We start from the raw sequence: 15,251 nt of genomic DNA, 5'->3' as shown, positions 1-15,251 counted from the left end.
TCGGGAGTGCCGCGGCGGAGAGCGCGGGGCTCAAGCCTGCGGCTGCTGCTGGCTCGGCAACGTGCCCGCCGCCATCCGGCGCGCGACGTCGCGGCGCAGCCACAGGAACCACACGAACGCGGCCAGGAAGATGACGCCGATGATCGCGATCGCGGGCTGGGTGATCCCGATCCCGATGATCGCCAGCTGCAGCAGCAGGATCACCGGCACCGCCCAGACGTGCTTGAGCATCCCGCACAGCACGATCAGGACCACGGCCAGCGCGATGACCGTCCAGCCGGTGAAGCTGGTGATGCCGCCGCCGAGCTTGGCGACCACCGGCAGCGCGAGCGCGACGGTGATCGCTTCCATGATCAGCGTGCCCGCCATGACGCCGCGGAAGCCCTTCATCGGGTCCTTCGCGGGCGGCTTGACCGGCGTATCGGGCGTTTCCGGGGTTTCGCTCATGCCGGCTCCTTCCCGAACAGCGTGCGCGCGTCGCCCGCGGTGACCACGGATCCGGTCACCAGCACGCCGCCGCCCGCGAGCGGTTCCTCCGGGTCGTCGTTCTGCTCCACGAGGCCGATCGCGGTCTCGATCGCGGTCTCCAGGTCGGGTTCGGCGAGCACGCGGTCCTCGCCGAAGATCGACGCGGCCAGTTCCGCCAGGTCCTCGACCGGCAGCGACCGCGGCGACGAACTGCGCGTGACCACGACGTCGGAGACCACCGGCTCCAGCGCGTCCAGAATGCCGCGCGCGTCCTTGTCGGACAGCACGCCGACGACCGCGACGAGCCGGCGGAAGTTGAACTCGTCGGTGATCGTCGTGGCGAGCGCCCGCGCGCCCATCGGGTTGTGCGCCGCGTCGACCAGCACCGCCGGGGCGGCCCGCACGCGTTCGAGCCTGCCCGGGTTCTCGACCTCGGCGAACGCCTCGCGCACCGCCTCGACCACGAGCTGCTTGTCTTTGCCCGCCCCGAAAAACGCCTCGACCGCGGCCAGCGCGAGGGCCGCGTTCGCCGCCTGGTGCGCGCCGTGCAGCGGCAGGAAGATCTCGTCGTAGACGCCGCCGAGGCCCTGCAGCTTCAGCATTTGCCCGCCGACCGCGACCTCGCGTTCGAGCACGCCGAACTCGCTGCCCGCGCGCGCCACCGCGGCGTCGACCTCGACCGTGCGCTTCAGCAGGACGTTCAGCACCTCGGGGTCCTGCTCGCCGATCACCGCGACCGACCCGGGCTTGATGATCCCGGCCTTCTCCGCGGCCGCGTCGACCGCCGTCGGGCCGAGGTATTCGGTGTGGTCCAGCCCGATCGGCGTGATGACGGCGACCTGGGCGTCGGCGACGTTCGTCGCGTCCCACGCGCCGCCCATGCCCGCCTCGAGCACCGCGGCCTCAACCGGCGCGTCGGAGAACGCCGCGAACGCCATCCCGGTGAGCACCTCGAACTTGCTCATCGGCACGCCGTCCTCGCTCGCGCCGTCCACCATCGCCACGTACGGCGCGATGTCCTGGTACAGCTCGGCGTAGCGGGCGGCGGAGATCGGCCGTCCGTCGAGCGCGATCCGCTCGGTGACCAGCTGCAAGTGCGGGCTGGTGTAGCGGCCCGAGCGCAGGCCCATCCGGGTCAGCAGCGAATCGACCATCCGCGCGACCGAGCCCTTGCCGTTCGTGCCCGCGACGTGCACCACCGGGTAGCCGTGGTTGGGCTCGCCGAGCAGCGTCATCAACGCCTGGATCCGGGCGAGCGACGGTTCGAGCTTCGTCTCCGGCCAGCGCTGGTTCAGCTCGGCCTCGGCGGCCATCAGGTCGCGGCGCGCCTCCGGGCCGTTCTCGTCGCCGAACTCGGCCGGCGCGCCCTCGTCGTCGAGTTCGTGCAGCTCAGTGCCCTCTTCGACGGACAGGTCCGGGACCGGGCCGAGCGCCAGGTTGTCGCCGAGCTGGCCGATGCCGCCGATCCCGCCGCGCGAACCGCCGCCGACGGTGTAGGCCGCGTCCGGCGCGTCGAGGTCCGGCTCCAGCTCGTTCCCGGGATCGTCCTCGTCGTCGCTGTGCGCGAGCGCGCCCAGTTCGTCGACCCCCGCGAAACTGTCCGGATCGGCGAGATCCGGCCGCCGGGTCTCCTCGGGCTCCTCACCGCGCGGCACTCGTGCACTCCTTGAAGTCGCTGTCCCGGCGCGGTCGCGCGACCGGGAAGACCAGGCGAAAGGTTCGGCCCGGCACACCGTCGAGCGTACCCGGGGCCGCCGCGCGCCCAGCGGCCCCGGGGCTTCGGCGTGATCGCGCCCGCAGGGATCCGTGGCAAGGTCGGGCGCATGCCCTTCGACCACAACCACCACTACCACCCGGCCCTGCTCCGCCTCCTGCCGCCGGGCCCCGGCCGCGCCCTGGACGTCGGCTGCGGCGACGGCCGGTTCGCCCGCAAGCTGGCCGCCGCCGGAATGACCGTCGAAGGCATCGACACGTCGGCGGAAATGATCACCCGCGCGACGTCCGCCGGTTCCCCAGGACCAGGCACCGCGGAGTACCGCCGCGCAGACGTGACGACCGACCCCCTGGAACCCGAGGCGTACGCGTACATCTCCTGCCTGGCCTCCCTGCACCACGTCCCGTTCGAAACCGTCACGAGACTGCGCGACGCCCTCGCCCCCGGCGGCGTCCTCGCCGTCCTCGGCTGCGCCCGCCCCAGCCGCCCCGGCGACTACGCCCGCGAACTCGTCGCCGTCCCCGCGAACCTCGCGGCCAGGCTGATCGTCCTCGCCGGAGATCGCCTCAACGGCGGTCCGGACCCGGTAACCAAGGCCCCAGTGCACATGGAATTCCCGCCCTTGAACGACGTCCGCCGCGACGCCGCCCGCCTGCTTCCCGGCAGCACAGTCCGCCCGCTGGTCTTCTGGCGGTACCTGCTGACCTGGCGGAAACCCGCAGATCACCCAGCAGCCGGGTGAAAAGCCGCCCCGACCACCCGATCGGCGGAGAGCGCTCGCGCCCCGCGTGCCGAAAGGTAAAGCGGGTCGACCGCTAGGGAGGACGGGTTCCGCATGCGCACCATCCGAATCGTGCTGGCCGCGATCGCGGCCATCGCACTGCTTCTGTCGACGGCAGCGGCCGCGAGCGCCGCGCCCCGGCACTACCGTCATTACGTCGCCTTGGGCGACTCGTACACGTCGGGCCCGCTCATCCCGCTGCCCAGGCTGGATCCGTTCGGCTGCTTCCGCTCGACGTCCAACTACCCGTCGATGGTCGCGGCTTCCCTGGACGTGGACCGCTTCACCGACGTCAGCTGCGGCGGCGCGAACACGTCGCACATGACCGCCCCGCAAAGCGTGCCGCTGGGCCAGAACGCCCCGCAGTTCTCCGCACTGCGCTCCGACACCGACCTGGTGACGGTCGGCATCGGCGGCAACGATTCGGGCCTGTTCGGCAAACTGGTGGACACCTGCCCGACCTTGCGCGCCTCGGACCCGACCGGAAACCCCTGCCAGCAGCACTTCACCGTCGACGGCGTGGACACGATCAAGGCGCTGCTCCCGAAGACGCAAGCAGCCATCCAGCAAGTACTGGCCGGAATCCACGCCCGCTCGCCGCACGCCAAGGTGCTGGCCATCGGCTACCCGCGCATCGCCCCCGCAGAAGGCTATTGCCCGAACGTCCTGCCCTTCGCGAACGGCGACTACGCCTGGCTCTCGAGCGTGGAAGAAGCCCTGAACGCAGCAGTGAGCAACGCAGTAGAAGCGGACGGCCAATCGTCCTATGTGGACACCTACACGCCGTCCTTCGGCCACGACGCCTGCCAAGCCCCCGGCGTCGCCTGGATCAACGGCAAAGACCTGAACCTGCTGGCCGCCGCCCCCTACCACCCGCTCTACGCGGGAATGGAAGGCGAAGCAAAGGTAATCCGCCAACAACTCCGCTAAAACCGAGTGAGGGGAACCCTGAGGGAATCTGATTCCCTCAGGGTTCCCCTCACGGCTCTAAACCGGCACCGACGCACCCAACTCGAGGTGCACCCACACCACCCCCGCACCCCGATACGAAGCCAAAATGCGGACGGCGGGTGCTTGTCAAGGCATCTTTCCCGCCTTGACAAGCACCCGCCGTCCGTCATCACAATCAGCTTCGGGGTGCCCCACGCAACCACCCGTGCGCAATGTCGCCGCCAGGCGACGAGCCACCCGAGACCTCAGGCCCCAGGCAACGCAGCCAACCGAGCCTCAATCCGCCCAATATCGGCCACCGCAGTCTCCCGCCGCACCTTGATCTTCTCGATCACGTGCTCCGGCGCCTTGGCGATAAACGCCTCATTCCCCAACTTCCCCTCAGTCTGCGCCAATTCCTTCCGCGCAGCCCCGAGGTCCTTCTCCAACCGCTTCCGCTCAGCCGCAACATCAATAGTGCCGGAAGTATCCAACTCCACAGTCACCACGCCACCAGCGAGCGCGACCTCCAACGAAGCACTCACCGAAAACCCATCCTCAGGCTCAGTAAGCCGCACCAACGACCGAATCGCCCCAGAATGCCCCTCCGGAAACGCCTCCCCGGAAAGCCGAGCCGCAACCTTCTGCCCCGGTTTCAACCCCTGGTCAGCCCGGAACCGCCGAATCTCGGTGATCAGCTTCTGCACATCAGCGACCCGCGCATCAGCAACCGGATCCGCATACCCCTCAACCGCCGAAGGCCAAGCCGCGATCACCAACGACTCGCCACCCGTCAGGGCGGTCCACAGCTTCTCCGTGACAAACGGAACGAACGGGTGCAGCAACCGAAGCACAGTGTCCAGCACATGCCCCAGGACCTTCCGCGTAGCCTCGACCCGCGCGGAATCCCCTTGGTACAGCTGAACCTTCGCCAGCTCCAGATACCAGTCACACAGCTCGTTCCACGTGAACTGGTACAGCGCATTGGCGACCTTGGCGAACTGGAAGTCCTCGAACAACCCGTCCACTTCGGACACCAGCGCCGCCAGCCGCCCGAGAATCCACCGATCCGACTCGGTCAGCTCGGCAGCAGGCGGCAACGACCCCTCGACCGTCGCCCCGTTCATCATCGCGAACTTGCTGGCATTCCACAGCTTCGTGCAGAAGTTCCGCGACCCGGCGGCCCACTCGTCGGCCAGCGCCATGTCCGCACCCGGGTTGGCCCCGCGCGCAAGCGTGAACCGGGTGGCGTCCGCCCCGTAAGCGTCCATCCACTCCAGCGGGTCGATGACGTTGCCGCGCGACTTCGACATCTTCTTGCCGTTGGCGTCGCGGATCAGCCCGTGCAGGTAGACGTGGTCGAACGGCTGCCGCCCGTCCATCTCCTGCACGCCGAACATCATCATCCGGACGACCCAGAAGAACAGGATGTCGTAGCCGGTCGACAGCACGCTGGTCGGATAGAACTTCGCCAGGTCCGCGGTCTCCTCCGGCCAGCCCATGGTCGACATCGGCCACAGCCCGGACGAGAACCACGTGTCGAGCACGTCCGGATCCTGCGTCCAGCCCTCGCCCGACGGCGGCTGCTCGTCCGGTCCCACGCACACGACCTCGCCGTCCGGCCCGTACCAGACCGGGATCCGGTGCCCCCACCACAGCTGGCGGGAAATCGTCCAGTCGTGCATGTTGTCGACCCAGTCGAAGTACCGCTTCTCGAGTTCGGCCGGGTGGATCTTCGTCCGCCCGTCGCGCACCGCGTCGCCCGCGGCCTGCGCCAGCTCGGCGACCTTGACCCACCACTGCAGCGACAGCCGCGGCTCCACGACCGTGTCGCAGCGGGAGCAGTGCCCGACCGCGTGCACGTACGGCCGCTTCTCCGCGACGATCCGGCCCTGCTCGCGCAGCGCGGCGACCACCGCGGGACGCGCCTCGAACCGGTCGAGGCCCTCGAACGGACCGGGCACGGTGACCTCGGCGCGCTCGTTCATGACGGTCAGCATCGGCAGGTCGTGGCGGCGGCCGATCTCGAAGTCGTTCGGGTCGTGCGCCGGGGTCACCTTGACCGCGCCGGTGCCGAACTCCGGGTCGACGTGCCGGTCGGCGACCACCGGGATCTTCCGGCCGGTCAGCGGCAGTTCGATCTCGGTGCCGACCAGGTGCGTGTACCGCTCGTCGTCCGGGTGCACGGCCACCGCGGTGTCGCCGAGCATGGTCTCCGCGCGGGTGGTGGCCACGACGATCGAGGCGTCGCCGTCGCCGTAGCGGATCGACACGAGTTCGCCGTCGTCGTCGCTGTGGTCGACCTCGATGTCCGACAGCGCCGTCTGGCAGCGCGGGCACCAGTTGATGATCCGCTCGGCGCGGTAGATGAGGCCGGCGTCGTAGAAGTTCTTGAACACCGTCTGGACGGCCTTGGACAGGTTCTCGTCCATGGTGAAGCGCTCGCGCGACCAGTCGACGCCGTCGCCGAGGCGCTTCATCTGGCCGAGGATCTTGCCGCCGTACTCGGCCTTCCACTCCCAGACGCGCTCGACGAACTTCTCGCGGCCCAGGTCGTGGCGCGAGAGGCCCTCGCCGGCCAGCTGGCGCTCGACGACGTTCTGCGTCGCGATGCCCGCGTGGTCCATGCCCGGCAGCCAGAGCACCTCGTAGCCCTGCATCCGGCGGCGGCGGCTCATCGCGTCCATCAGGGTGTGGTTGAGCGCGTGGCCCATGTGCAGGCTGCCGGTGACGTTCGGCGGCGGCAGTACGATCGAGAACGGCGGCTTCTCCGACGAAGCGTCAGCCGTGAAGTACCCGGCCGCTACCCAGCGGTCGTACATCGGGGCTTCCTCGGCGGCCGGGTCCCAGGCACCCGGAAGGTCGGTTTTCTGCTGCGGAGCGTTCTCGGTCACAATGGACAAGTCTACGAACCCGCCGCGGCGGGGTTACGCAGGGGGAAAGGCGGTGCGCCGATGACTCGGCCGGAGGATCCGGACGACCGGATGGAAACCCATCCGGACCTCATGGACCCGGAGTGGCGCAAGCACGCCCAGCGGGACGCGTGGCTCGGCGCCAAGAAGGACATGAAGAAGCGGCGCAAGCGCGAACGCCGCAACGCTCCGTCGCCGGTCTACGGCCGCGGCGGCGCGGCGCCCAGCCGCTGGCCCGGGATCGCGGCGATCGTCGGACTGGTCCTGCTGCTCGCCGCGGCGATCGTGGTGCACCAGGTTCAGCCGATCGGGGTCAACGACGAGAAGATCGGGTACATCGTCGGACTGGGCTCCCCCGCCGCGACGAGCTCTCAGCCGCTCTAGCTCGAAGTCCGTGAAGGGCTCCTTGAGGGAATCAGATTCCCTGAAGGAGCCCTTCCCGTCTTTCGGGCCGAGGATGCACAGGTTGGACTCAACAGGCTAGACTGTGCTTATGTCCGATGACCCGCCCGTCCCCCCGCGCGTCGCCGAGTCCGCGGGCTGGATCCGCGGCGTCGTCGGCCAGCTGCACCGCAGGCTGCGGCAGGTCGACAACGCCGAGATCCTCACGCCGACGCAGACCGCCGTGCTCAACCGGCTGCACCGCGAAGGTCCGGGTACCCAGGCCGAGCTGGCGGCCGCGGAGCACGTCCGGCAGCAGTCCATGGCCGCGACGCTCGGCGTGCTCGACTCGCTCGGCTACCTGAACCGCACGCGCGACCCGGCCGACGGGAGGCGCGTCGTGATCTCGCTCTCCGATCTCGGCGCCAAGACCGTCATCGGCATCCGGCAGCACCGCGACGAATGGCTCGCCGCCGCGCTGACCGACGAACTGACCGAGGACGAACTCGAAACGGTCCGGCGCGCGCTGCCCTTGCTGCAGCGGATCGCCCAGCGCTGACCCCCTTAAACCCGAGGAGCACTGACGAACACCGCGACCGCCCCCGCGAAATCCCGTTTCGGCGCGCGCCTGGTGACCCCGCTGGTCGCGAGCGCCGTGCTCAATCCGATCAACTCCACGCTCATCGCCGTCGCGCTCGTCCCGATCGGACAGGCCTTCGGCGCCGGCCCGGGCCGCACGGCCTGGCTGATTTCCTCGTTGTACTTGGCCACCGCGGTCGGGCAGCCGGTCGTCGGACTGCTCGTCGACCGCTACGGCGCGCGGCGCGTGCTGCTCGGCGGCGCTTCCGTCGTGATGGTGGCCGGGATCGCCGGGATGATCCCGATCTCGGTCGAATGGCTCACCGGCGTCCGAGCGGTGCTCGGCATCGGCACCTGCGCCGGCTTCCCGGCCGCGATGGCGGTCCTGCGCCGGCGCGCCGACGAAATCGGCGAAGGCGTTCCGGCGCGGGTGCTGTCCGTGCTGGCGATGTCCGCGCAGACGGTCATGGTGATCGGCCCGACGCTCGGCGGCGTGCTGATCGCGCTCTTCGGCTGGCCGGCGATCTTCGCGGTGAACCTGCCGCTCGCCGGAATTTCGCTCGTGCTGACCCTGTTGTGGGTGCCGAAGGACACTCCGGCGGAGAAGCCGGCCGAGCGGATCGACGTCGCCGGGATCGCGCTGTTTTCCGCCGCGCTGCTGGTGTTGCTGTGCTACCTGATGGAGCCGGGCATCGGCGATCTGTGGCTGCTGGCCGTGGCGATCGTGCTCGGCGGGCTCTTCGCGAGGGTCGAACTGCGCGCCCGGAAGCCGTTCATCGACCTGCGGATGCTCGCCGCGAACGGTCCGGTCCTGCGCACGTATTTGCGGCAGGCACTGAGTTTCCTGGCGATCTACACCATCATGTTCGGCTACGTGCAGTGGCTCGAGGAGGCGCGCGGGTTCGCCGAGTCCGCTGCCGGGCTGCTGCTCCTGCCGATGTCCGGGATCGCCGTGGGCGCGGCCGCGCTGTCCGGGAAGCCCACCGGCGTCCGGCTGCGGCTGCTGCTGGTCGGCGCCGCGCTCCTGGCCGGATCCGTCGCGCTGCTGTTCGTCAACGACGGCACCGCGCTGATCTGGCTGCTCGTGCTCGCCGCGCTGTTCGGCCTGGCCCAGGGGCTCACCAGCGTCGCCAACCAGACGACGCTCTACCGCGAAACCCCGGCCGAGACGATGGGCACCGCGAGCGGGCTCTTCCGGACCGCGCAATACCTCGGCGCGATAGTCGCGGCCACGGTCATCGCCCAGTGCTATGGCGGGCACGCCGACTCCGGAGGGCTGCACCGGCTGGCCGTCGTGCTGATCGTGACCAGCGGGTTGCTGCTGATCGTGACCGCGGCGGACCGCGCGCTGCTGCGGGCCGAACGCCGCGAACGGGACCGGCGGGAGGCGGTGTGACCACCCCCGTCTTGGGTTCCGCGCCGCGAAGGCGGACGATGTGCCCATGACTCGCGAAGCTCCGACTGGTGACGTGGACGAAGCCCGCCTCGAAGTGGGCAAGCCGAAAGGCTGGGCGGCCGGAATCCCGGGAGTCGCGGTTTCGCTCGCGCGCGGGGTGGAGCAGATGGGCCCGGTCCGCACCGCGCGCACGCTGCGGCTGCTGAACCAGCGGGACGGCTTCGACTGCCCGGGCTGCGCGTGGCCCGAGCCGCGGCAGGTCGACGGCGAGAAGCGCAAGATGGCGGAGTTCTGCGAAAACGGCGCGAAGGCGGTCGCCGAGGAGGCGACGAAACGCCGCGTCGGCCGGGAGTTCTTCGCCGCGCATCCGGTGTCCGAACTGAACGAGCGCACCGACTACTGGCTCGGGCAGCAGGGCCGGCTCACCGAGCCGATGGTGTTGCGGGAGGGCGGTTCGCACTACGAGCCGATCTCCTGGGACGACGCGTTCGGCCTGATCGCCGACGAGCTGCGCGGTCTGTCGAGCCCGGACGAGGCGATCTTTTACACGTCCGGCCGCACCAGCAACGAGGCCGCGTTCGTGTACCAGCTGCTGGTCCGCGCGTACGGCACGAACAACCTGCCGGACTGCTCGAACATGTGCCACGAATCGTCCGGCGCGGCGCTGTCGGCGACCACCGGCATCGGCAAGGGTTCGGTGTCGCTGGCTGACATCCACCAGGCCGACCTGATCGTGGTCGTCGGGCAGAACCCGGGCACGAACCACCCGCGGATGCTGTCCGCGCTGGAGCAGGCGAAGGGGCACGGCGCGAAGGTCATCGCGGTCAACCCGCTGCCCGAGGCCGGGCTGATGCGCTTCAAGAACCCGCAGAACGTGCGCGGCGTGGTCGGCAAGGGCACGCCGCTGGCCGACGAGTTCGCGCAGATCCGGCTCGGCGGCGACCTCGCGCTGTTCCAGGCGGTCGGGCATCTGCTGCTGCAGTGGGAGGACGCCGCGCCCGGGTCCATTGTGGACCGCGAGTTCGTCGAGAAGTCCACGCACGGCTTCGAGGACTGGGCCAAGCAGCTGCGCGAGATAGACTGGCCGGAAACCGAGAAGGCGACCGGCCTCGAACGCGCGCAGATCGAGCACATCGCGCGGATGATCGCGACGTCCGAGCGCACGATCTACTGCTGGGCGATGGGATTGACCCAGCACAAGCACGCGGTGCCGACGATCGCCGAGGTCGTGAACCTGGCGCTGGTGCGCGGGATGATCGGCAAGCCGGGCGCGGGGCTGTGCCCGGTGCGCGGCCACTCGAACGTGCAAGGCGACCGCACCATGGGCGTGTGGGAGAAGATGCCCGAGCCGTTCATGGACGCCCTCGACCGCGAGTTCGGCATCACCGTGCCGCGCAATCACGGCTGGGACACCGTCGACTCGATCCGCGCGATGCTCGACGGACGCGGCAAGGTGTTCTTCGCGATGGGCGGCAACTTCGCTTCCGCCACCCCGGATTCGGACCGGACCGCGGAGGCGCTGCGGGCGTGCTCGCTGACCGTGCACGTGTCGACGAAGCTCAACCGCTCGCACGTCGTGCCCGGCCGCACCGCGCTGATCCTGCCGACGCTCGGCCGCACCGAACGCGACGAGCAGGAATCCGGCCGCCAGTTCGTGACGGTCGAGGACTCGATGTCGCAGGTCCACGCCTCGCGCGGCCGCCTGGCTCCGGCGAGCGACGAACTGCTGTCCGAGGTCGCCATCGTCTGCCGCCTTGCGGAGAAGCTGCTCGGTGCCGACCACTCGGTGCCGTGGCGGTCGTTCGAGAAGAACTACGACCTGATCCGCGACCGTATCGCCGCGGTGGTGCCGGGCTGTCACGACTACAACCGCCGCGTCCGCGAACCGGACGGTTTCGTGCTGCCGCACGCGCCGCGCGACTCGCGGGAGTTCACTGGCACGGCGACCGGCAAGGGCACGTTCACCGTGTCGGAGCTGGAGTATCCCGAGGTTCCCGAGGGCCGGTTGCTGCTGCAGACGCTGCGCAGCCACGACCAGTACAACACGACGATTTACGGCCTGTCCGACCGCTACCGCGGCATCGAGGACGGCCGCCGGGTCGTGTTCGTGCACCCGGACGACCTGGCCGCGCTGGGGGTCGCGGACGGGGAGATCGTGGATCTGGTCTCGGAATGGCGAGACGGGGATCGGCGGGCGCCCAGCTTCCGAGCGGTGGCTTACCCGACGGCGCGGGGGTGTGCGGCGGCGTACTTCCCGGAGGCGAATGCGTTGGTGCCGCTGGATTCTGTGGCGGAGAAGTCGAATACGCCGGTTTCGAAGGCCGTGGTGATTCGGCTGGAGCCGCACCACCACGCGTGACCTGCTCGTGAGCGGCGATCCCGGTCAGCACCGCGATCGCCGCTCACGACGCACGGCGCGCCCCGCTTCCGCGCGGTCGCGGATCCGACGGATCGCCGGTGTGCAGCGGCGGGCTTCCCGAGGCGAATGCGTTGCTGCCGCTCGATTCCGTGATGGAAAGCCTGGCCTCGAAGGCCGTGGCGATCCGGCTGGAACCGCACCACCACGCGCGACCTCCGCCGACGCGACCGTCGGTGTCTCCCCGAAGCGAGCGCGGTGGCACCACCTGACTCCGCGATCTCGTGCGTGGCGATGCCGATTAGAACCGGCATCGCCACGCACGAGGCGTCAGTCGATGCAGTTGTCACCGTCTGACGTGACGGGCGGCGGCTGGTCGCTTTTCACCGGCACACCAGCCGCGGATCCGCCGTCCGACACCCCCGGTCCTGAGTAGACCTTCCCGAGCACCACCTGGATGTGCCCTGCCGGAACGTCCGCCGATTCCTTTGTGGACAGTCCGCCCAGCTCTTTCGCCACCTCCGCGCCCTCGGCGGCGAGCGCGGCCGGGTAGCGCACGATCGACGTCCGCTGCGACGGGGCGTTGCCCGCGGCGGTCGCGGCGAATCCCTTGCCCTTCAACACATCCGCGACGCGTGCTGCCAGGCCGGAGGATCCGCCGGCGTTGGAGATCTCCACCGCTGCCTTCGGTGCGGCGGGCGGCGCGGACGACGACGGGGCGGCGCCGACCAGCCCGGCCGCAAACGCTTTCACCTGCGCCGGGTCCACCTGCACCGCGGTCGCCGTGGGATGGGACTTGTCGTAGCGGTAGTCCGGGTTCACCACCGGGACCGTCGTGAACTGGATGCCGCCGCCGGACACCCCGCGCATTTTGCTGACGAAGTCCAGGATGTCCCAGGACTGGTCCAGCACCACCGAGTTCTTCACCGCGTCGATGAGGTCGCTCAGCTTGCCCGGGTCGGCGAGCGTCCCGGCCGAAAGGACCTGGTGCGCCATCGCGGCGAGGAACACCTGCTGCCGCCGCATCCGGCCGAAGTCGGTGCCGGGCAGGTTGTCGCGCTGTCGCACGAAGGCGAGCGCGGCGCCGCCGGAAAGCCGCTGTTTGCCTGCCGGGAAGTCCGCGCCCGAGTTCTCGTCCTTGGTGGCGTGTTTCAAGCACACCTCGACCCCGCCGACGGCCTTGCTGATCTCGGAGAAGCTCAGCAGGTTGACCTCGGCGTAGTGGTCGATGGTGACGCCGGTGAGGTCCTCGACCGCCTGCCGCGTCGCCTTGCGCGCCGCGGTCATCGACTCCTGCTCGATCTTGTCCTTGTCCGTCTCCCCTGCCGCGCGCAGTTTCGCGGCCTCGGCGGCCTTGCCCCGGCCGAACGCGGCGTTGATCTTGCCCTTCCCGCCGGGCATCGAGACGTACGAGTCGCGCGGGATGGAGAACGCCTTGACCTCCTGCTGCCCGTCCGGGATCCGCAGCACGATCAACGTGTCGGTGAGGTCGTCGCCGTTCGCGCCGGCGCGCAGTTCTTCCAGCACGCTCTTCGGCAGCATCTGCCCGTCCGGGCCTTTGCGCGAGTCCCGGCCGACCATCAGGATGTCCAGCGCGCCGTCGGCGTGCTTTTGGCCCTCGTCCACCGATCCGCCGCCGCCGATGACGTCGCTGCGGGTGATGTCGTCGAGCGCGCTCAGGGTCGAGAACCCGTAAGCCGTGCCGGCGAACACCACCGTCGACAGCGCTCCGGCGATAACTTTTCCTGCGATCCGCACGCCCCTCTGGACGTCTGGCCGCCCCGAAATGCTGCATTCGTGACGCAGCTCACAACTCAGCGCAGGTGCGACGCTCCGTTCATGTCGAGGATCGAACCGGACGCCCACGGCGTCTCCGACGAGGCCAGGAACACCACCGCTTCGGCGATCTCCTCCGGTTCGGCGACCCGGCCGAACGGGCTCTGCTCGCGCACCTCGTCGGTGACCCGGTCCGCGACGCGCTCGGTCGCGGTGAAGCCCGGAGCCACCGAGGTGACCGAAATCCCGTGCGGCGCCAGCTGGACCGCCAGCGACTGGCCGAACGCATGCAGCGCGGCTTTGCTCGCCCCGTACGGCAGGTATTCGGGCTCGCCGCGGAACGCCCCGCGCGATCCGATGTTCACGATCCGGCCGGGCACGCCGCGGGCGATGAGGTGGCGTGCGACGTGGAAAGACACGTTGGCCGCGCCGTAGAGGTTGACGTCGAGCGTGCGCTGCCACGCGTCCTGCCAGTCCGCATAGGACATTTCAGCGATCGGCGTGCGGGTGGCCGGGGTGGTGCCGACCGCGGCGTTGTTGACCAGCACGTCGACCCCGCCGAGCTGTTCCTCGGCCACGTCGGCGATCCACTGCGCGGCGTCGGGGTTGCCGAGGTCGCCGGACACGAGGACGTGCCCGGAACCGGGCAGCGCCTCGAGCGTTTCGCGCGCGGCCTCCCGGTTGGATCCACAGTGGACAGCGACCCGGTCGCCCCGGGTGGCGAAGGCGACGGCGATGGCGCGGCCGATCCCGCGCGAGGCTCCGGTGACGAGGACGTTCATTTCGCGAACAACTGCGTCTCGTCGCGGAAAGCCTTGAACTCCAGCGCGTTCCCGGCCGGATCGTGCAGGAACATCGTCCACTGCTCCCCCGGTTCCCCGGCGAACCGCTGGTACGGCTCGATCACGAACTCGGTGCCCGCCGCGCGCAGCCGTCCGGCCAGGTCGTGGAACGTGTCGACGTCGAGCACCAGCCCGAAGTGCGGCACCGGCACGTCGTGCCCGTCGACCGGATTGCGGCCCGCTTCCGCGCGAGCGCCCGGGACCACGTGCGTGACGACCTGGTGGCCGTGGAAGTTCCAGTCGACCCACGCGTCCGCCGAGCGGCCCTCGGCCAGCCCGAGCACGCCGCCGTAGAACTCGCGGGCTTTCGGCAGATCGTCGACCGGTATGGCCAGGTGGAAGGCGGGACGGACGGCCATGAGGCACTCCTTCGGCGCGGGGATCGGTCTCTCCACGTTGACTGGCGGATGTTCGAATGTCAACATTAGGACGTGGAAGTCACCCCCCTGAGGAAGGCGGCGCGCCGCGGGCTCGCCGACGAGGCTGCCGACCGGGTGCGCGAAGCGATCTTCGCCGGCCATTTCCGGCCTGGCGCGCCGTTGCGCGAGGTCGAACTGGCCGCGTCGCTGGACATCAGCCGCGGTTCAGTCCGCGAGGGCATCTCCCAGCTCGCCCGGGAGGGCCTGGTCCGGTGCGGCTGGCATCGCCCGACCACGGTGGTCGACGTGACCGCCGAGGACGTCACCGAGGTCTATTCGGTCCGCGCCGCCCTCGACCGGCTGGCCGCCGTCACCGCGCGCGCCAACGCGACCGAGACGGATCTCGCCGCCTTGGACGCGCTGGTCGCCGACCTGGCGAAGGCGGTGCGGATCAAGGCCCCCGGACCGCAGTTGCTGGCACTGGACATTGCGTTCCACGACCGCGTGTACGCCGCCGCGGGCAACGGCCGCCTCACCGAGGCGTGGCACGCGGTGCGGTCGCAGGTGTTTCTGTTTCAGCTGCAACGGGTTTCGCTCGGCCATGAGCATTACCGGGCCCGGGTGGTCGCCGAGCATCGCGAACTGGCGGAACTGATTCGCAGCGGCGACCGGGAGCGGTTGGCCCAAGTGGCCGAGGCGCACGTCCATTCAGCCCAGGAAAGCCTGCTCGCCGGACTGTGACCCGCCAGCCTGGTTC

Annotated in this window: 13 protein-coding genes; 7 read left to right on the top strand and 6 right to left on the bottom strand. The window is 69.9% G+C overall.

The window, feature by feature from the left end; all coding sequences use genetic code 11:
• Positions 1-30: 30 nt before the first annotated feature.
• Together FKO37_RS17890 and FKO37_RS17885 are read right to left on the bottom strand one after the other, a co-directional pair.
• Positions 31-447, bottom strand: coding sequence for a DUF4233 domain-containing protein (locus tag FKO37_RS17890; RefSeq protein ID WP_037813787.1), 417 nt, complete (start codon positions 445-447; stop codon positions 31-33).
• The gene (locus FKO37_RS17885) at positions 444-2,123 is read right to left on the bottom strand and encodes a folylpolyglutamate synthase/dihydrofolate synthase family protein (protein WP_238605145.1); all 1,680 of its coding nucleotides are present in this window, start codon (positions 2,121-2,123) and stop codon (positions 444-446) included. The genes FKO37_RS17890 and FKO37_RS17885 overlap by 4 nt, the downstream gene beginning before the upstream one ends.
• Before the next feature lie 168 nt (positions 2,124-2,291).
• Between FKO37_RS17885 and FKO37_RS17880 the strand changes: the two genes are divergently transcribed.
• On the top strand, positions 2,292-2,924 hold the full coding sequence (locus FKO37_RS17880) for a bifunctional 2-polyprenyl-6-hydroxyphenol methylase/3-demethylubiquinol 3-O-methyltransferase UbiG (protein WP_238605144.1): 633 nt from the start codon (positions 2,292-2,294) through the stop codon (positions 2,922-2,924).
• Between the two features lie 93 nt (positions 2,925-3,017).
• Positions 3,018-3,893: an SGNH/GDSL hydrolase family protein gene (locus FKO37_RS17875; protein WP_238605142.1), complete on the top strand. Its 876-nt coding sequence runs from the start codon at positions 3,018-3,020 to the stop codon at positions 3,891-3,893.
• Positions 3,894-4,159: 266 nt separating this feature from the next.
• On the opposite strand, the gene FKO37_RS17870 is transcribed toward FKO37_RS17875, so the two are convergent.
• On the bottom strand, positions 4,160-6,787 hold the full coding sequence (locus tag FKO37_RS17870) for a valine--tRNA ligase (protein ID WP_238605140.1): 2,628 nt from the start codon (positions 6,785-6,787) through the stop codon (positions 4,160-4,162).
• A 60-nt stretch (positions 6,788-6,847) separates the two neighbouring features.
• Here FKO37_RS17870 and FKO37_RS17865 point away from each other — a divergent pair, with 60 nt between their 5' ends.
• From FKO37_RS17865 to FKO37_RS17850, 4 genes are all read left to right on the top strand, one after another.
• On the top strand, positions 6,848-7,189 hold the full coding sequence (locus FKO37_RS17865; protein WP_238605139.1) for a hypothetical protein: 342 nt from the start codon (positions 6,848-6,850) through the stop codon (positions 7,187-7,189).
• Positions 7,190-7,298: 109 nt separating this feature from the next.
• Entirely contained in the window at positions 7,299-7,745 is a 447-nt protein-coding gene (locus FKO37_RS17860; RefSeq protein ID WP_037364487.1) for a MarR family winged helix-turn-helix transcriptional regulator, read from the top strand.
• 72 nt (positions 7,746-7,817) lie between these two features.
• Positions 7,818-9,161, top strand: a complete 1,344-nt coding sequence (locus FKO37_RS17855) for an MFS transporter (RefSeq protein ID WP_051728998.1) — start codon at positions 7,818-7,820, stop codon at positions 9,159-9,161.
• Between the two features lie 46 nt (positions 9,162-9,207).
• Positions 9,208-11,520 carry an FdhF/YdeP family oxidoreductase gene (locus FKO37_RS17850; RefSeq protein ID WP_238605137.1) on the top strand — a complete coding sequence of 771 codons (2,313 nt, stop codon included), beginning with the start codon at positions 9,208-9,210 and terminating at the stop codon, positions 11,518-11,520.
• 327 nt (positions 11,521-11,847) lie between these two features.
• On the opposite strand, the gene FKO37_RS17845 is transcribed toward FKO37_RS17850, so the two are convergent.
• Genes FKO37_RS17845 through FKO37_RS17835 form a run of 3 tightly spaced genes read right to left on the bottom strand, consistent with a single transcriptional unit; the run spans position 11,848 to position 14,494 of the window.
• A complete protein-coding gene (locus FKO37_RS17845) occupies positions 11,848-13,275 on the bottom strand; it encodes an LCP family protein (protein ID WP_134663058.1) in 1,428 nt (475 codons plus the stop codon).
• A gap of 56 nt (positions 13,276-13,331) precedes the next feature.
• Positions 13,332-14,075 carry an SDR family NAD(P)-dependent oxidoreductase gene (locus FKO37_RS17840; protein WP_043837271.1) on the bottom strand — a complete coding sequence of 248 codons (744 nt, stop codon included), beginning with the start codon at positions 14,073-14,075 and terminating at the stop codon, positions 13,332-13,334.
• Positions 14,072-14,494, bottom strand: coding sequence for a VOC family protein (locus FKO37_RS17835; RefSeq protein WP_037813822.1), 423 nt, complete (start codon positions 14,492-14,494; stop codon positions 14,072-14,074). Before FKO37_RS17835 ends, FKO37_RS17840 begins: the two co-directional genes overlap by 4 nt.
• Before the next feature lie 72 nt (positions 14,495-14,566).
• On the opposite strand from FKO37_RS17835, the gene FKO37_RS17830 reads away from it, so the two are divergent.
• Positions 14,567-15,235 carry a GntR family transcriptional regulator gene (locus tag FKO37_RS17830; protein ID WP_037813824.1) on the top strand — a complete coding sequence of 223 codons (669 nt, stop codon included), beginning with the start codon at positions 14,567-14,569 and terminating at the stop codon, positions 15,233-15,235.
• The last annotated feature ends 16 nt before the right edge of the window (positions 15,236-15,251 follow it).

Source organism: Amycolatopsis sp. Poz14 (assembly GCF_006704225.1).
GTDB lineage: Bacteria > Actinomycetota > Actinomycetes > Mycobacteriales > Pseudonocardiaceae > Amycolatopsis > Amycolatopsis nivea.
This window is presented reverse-complemented; position numbering and strand designations above follow the sequence as displayed.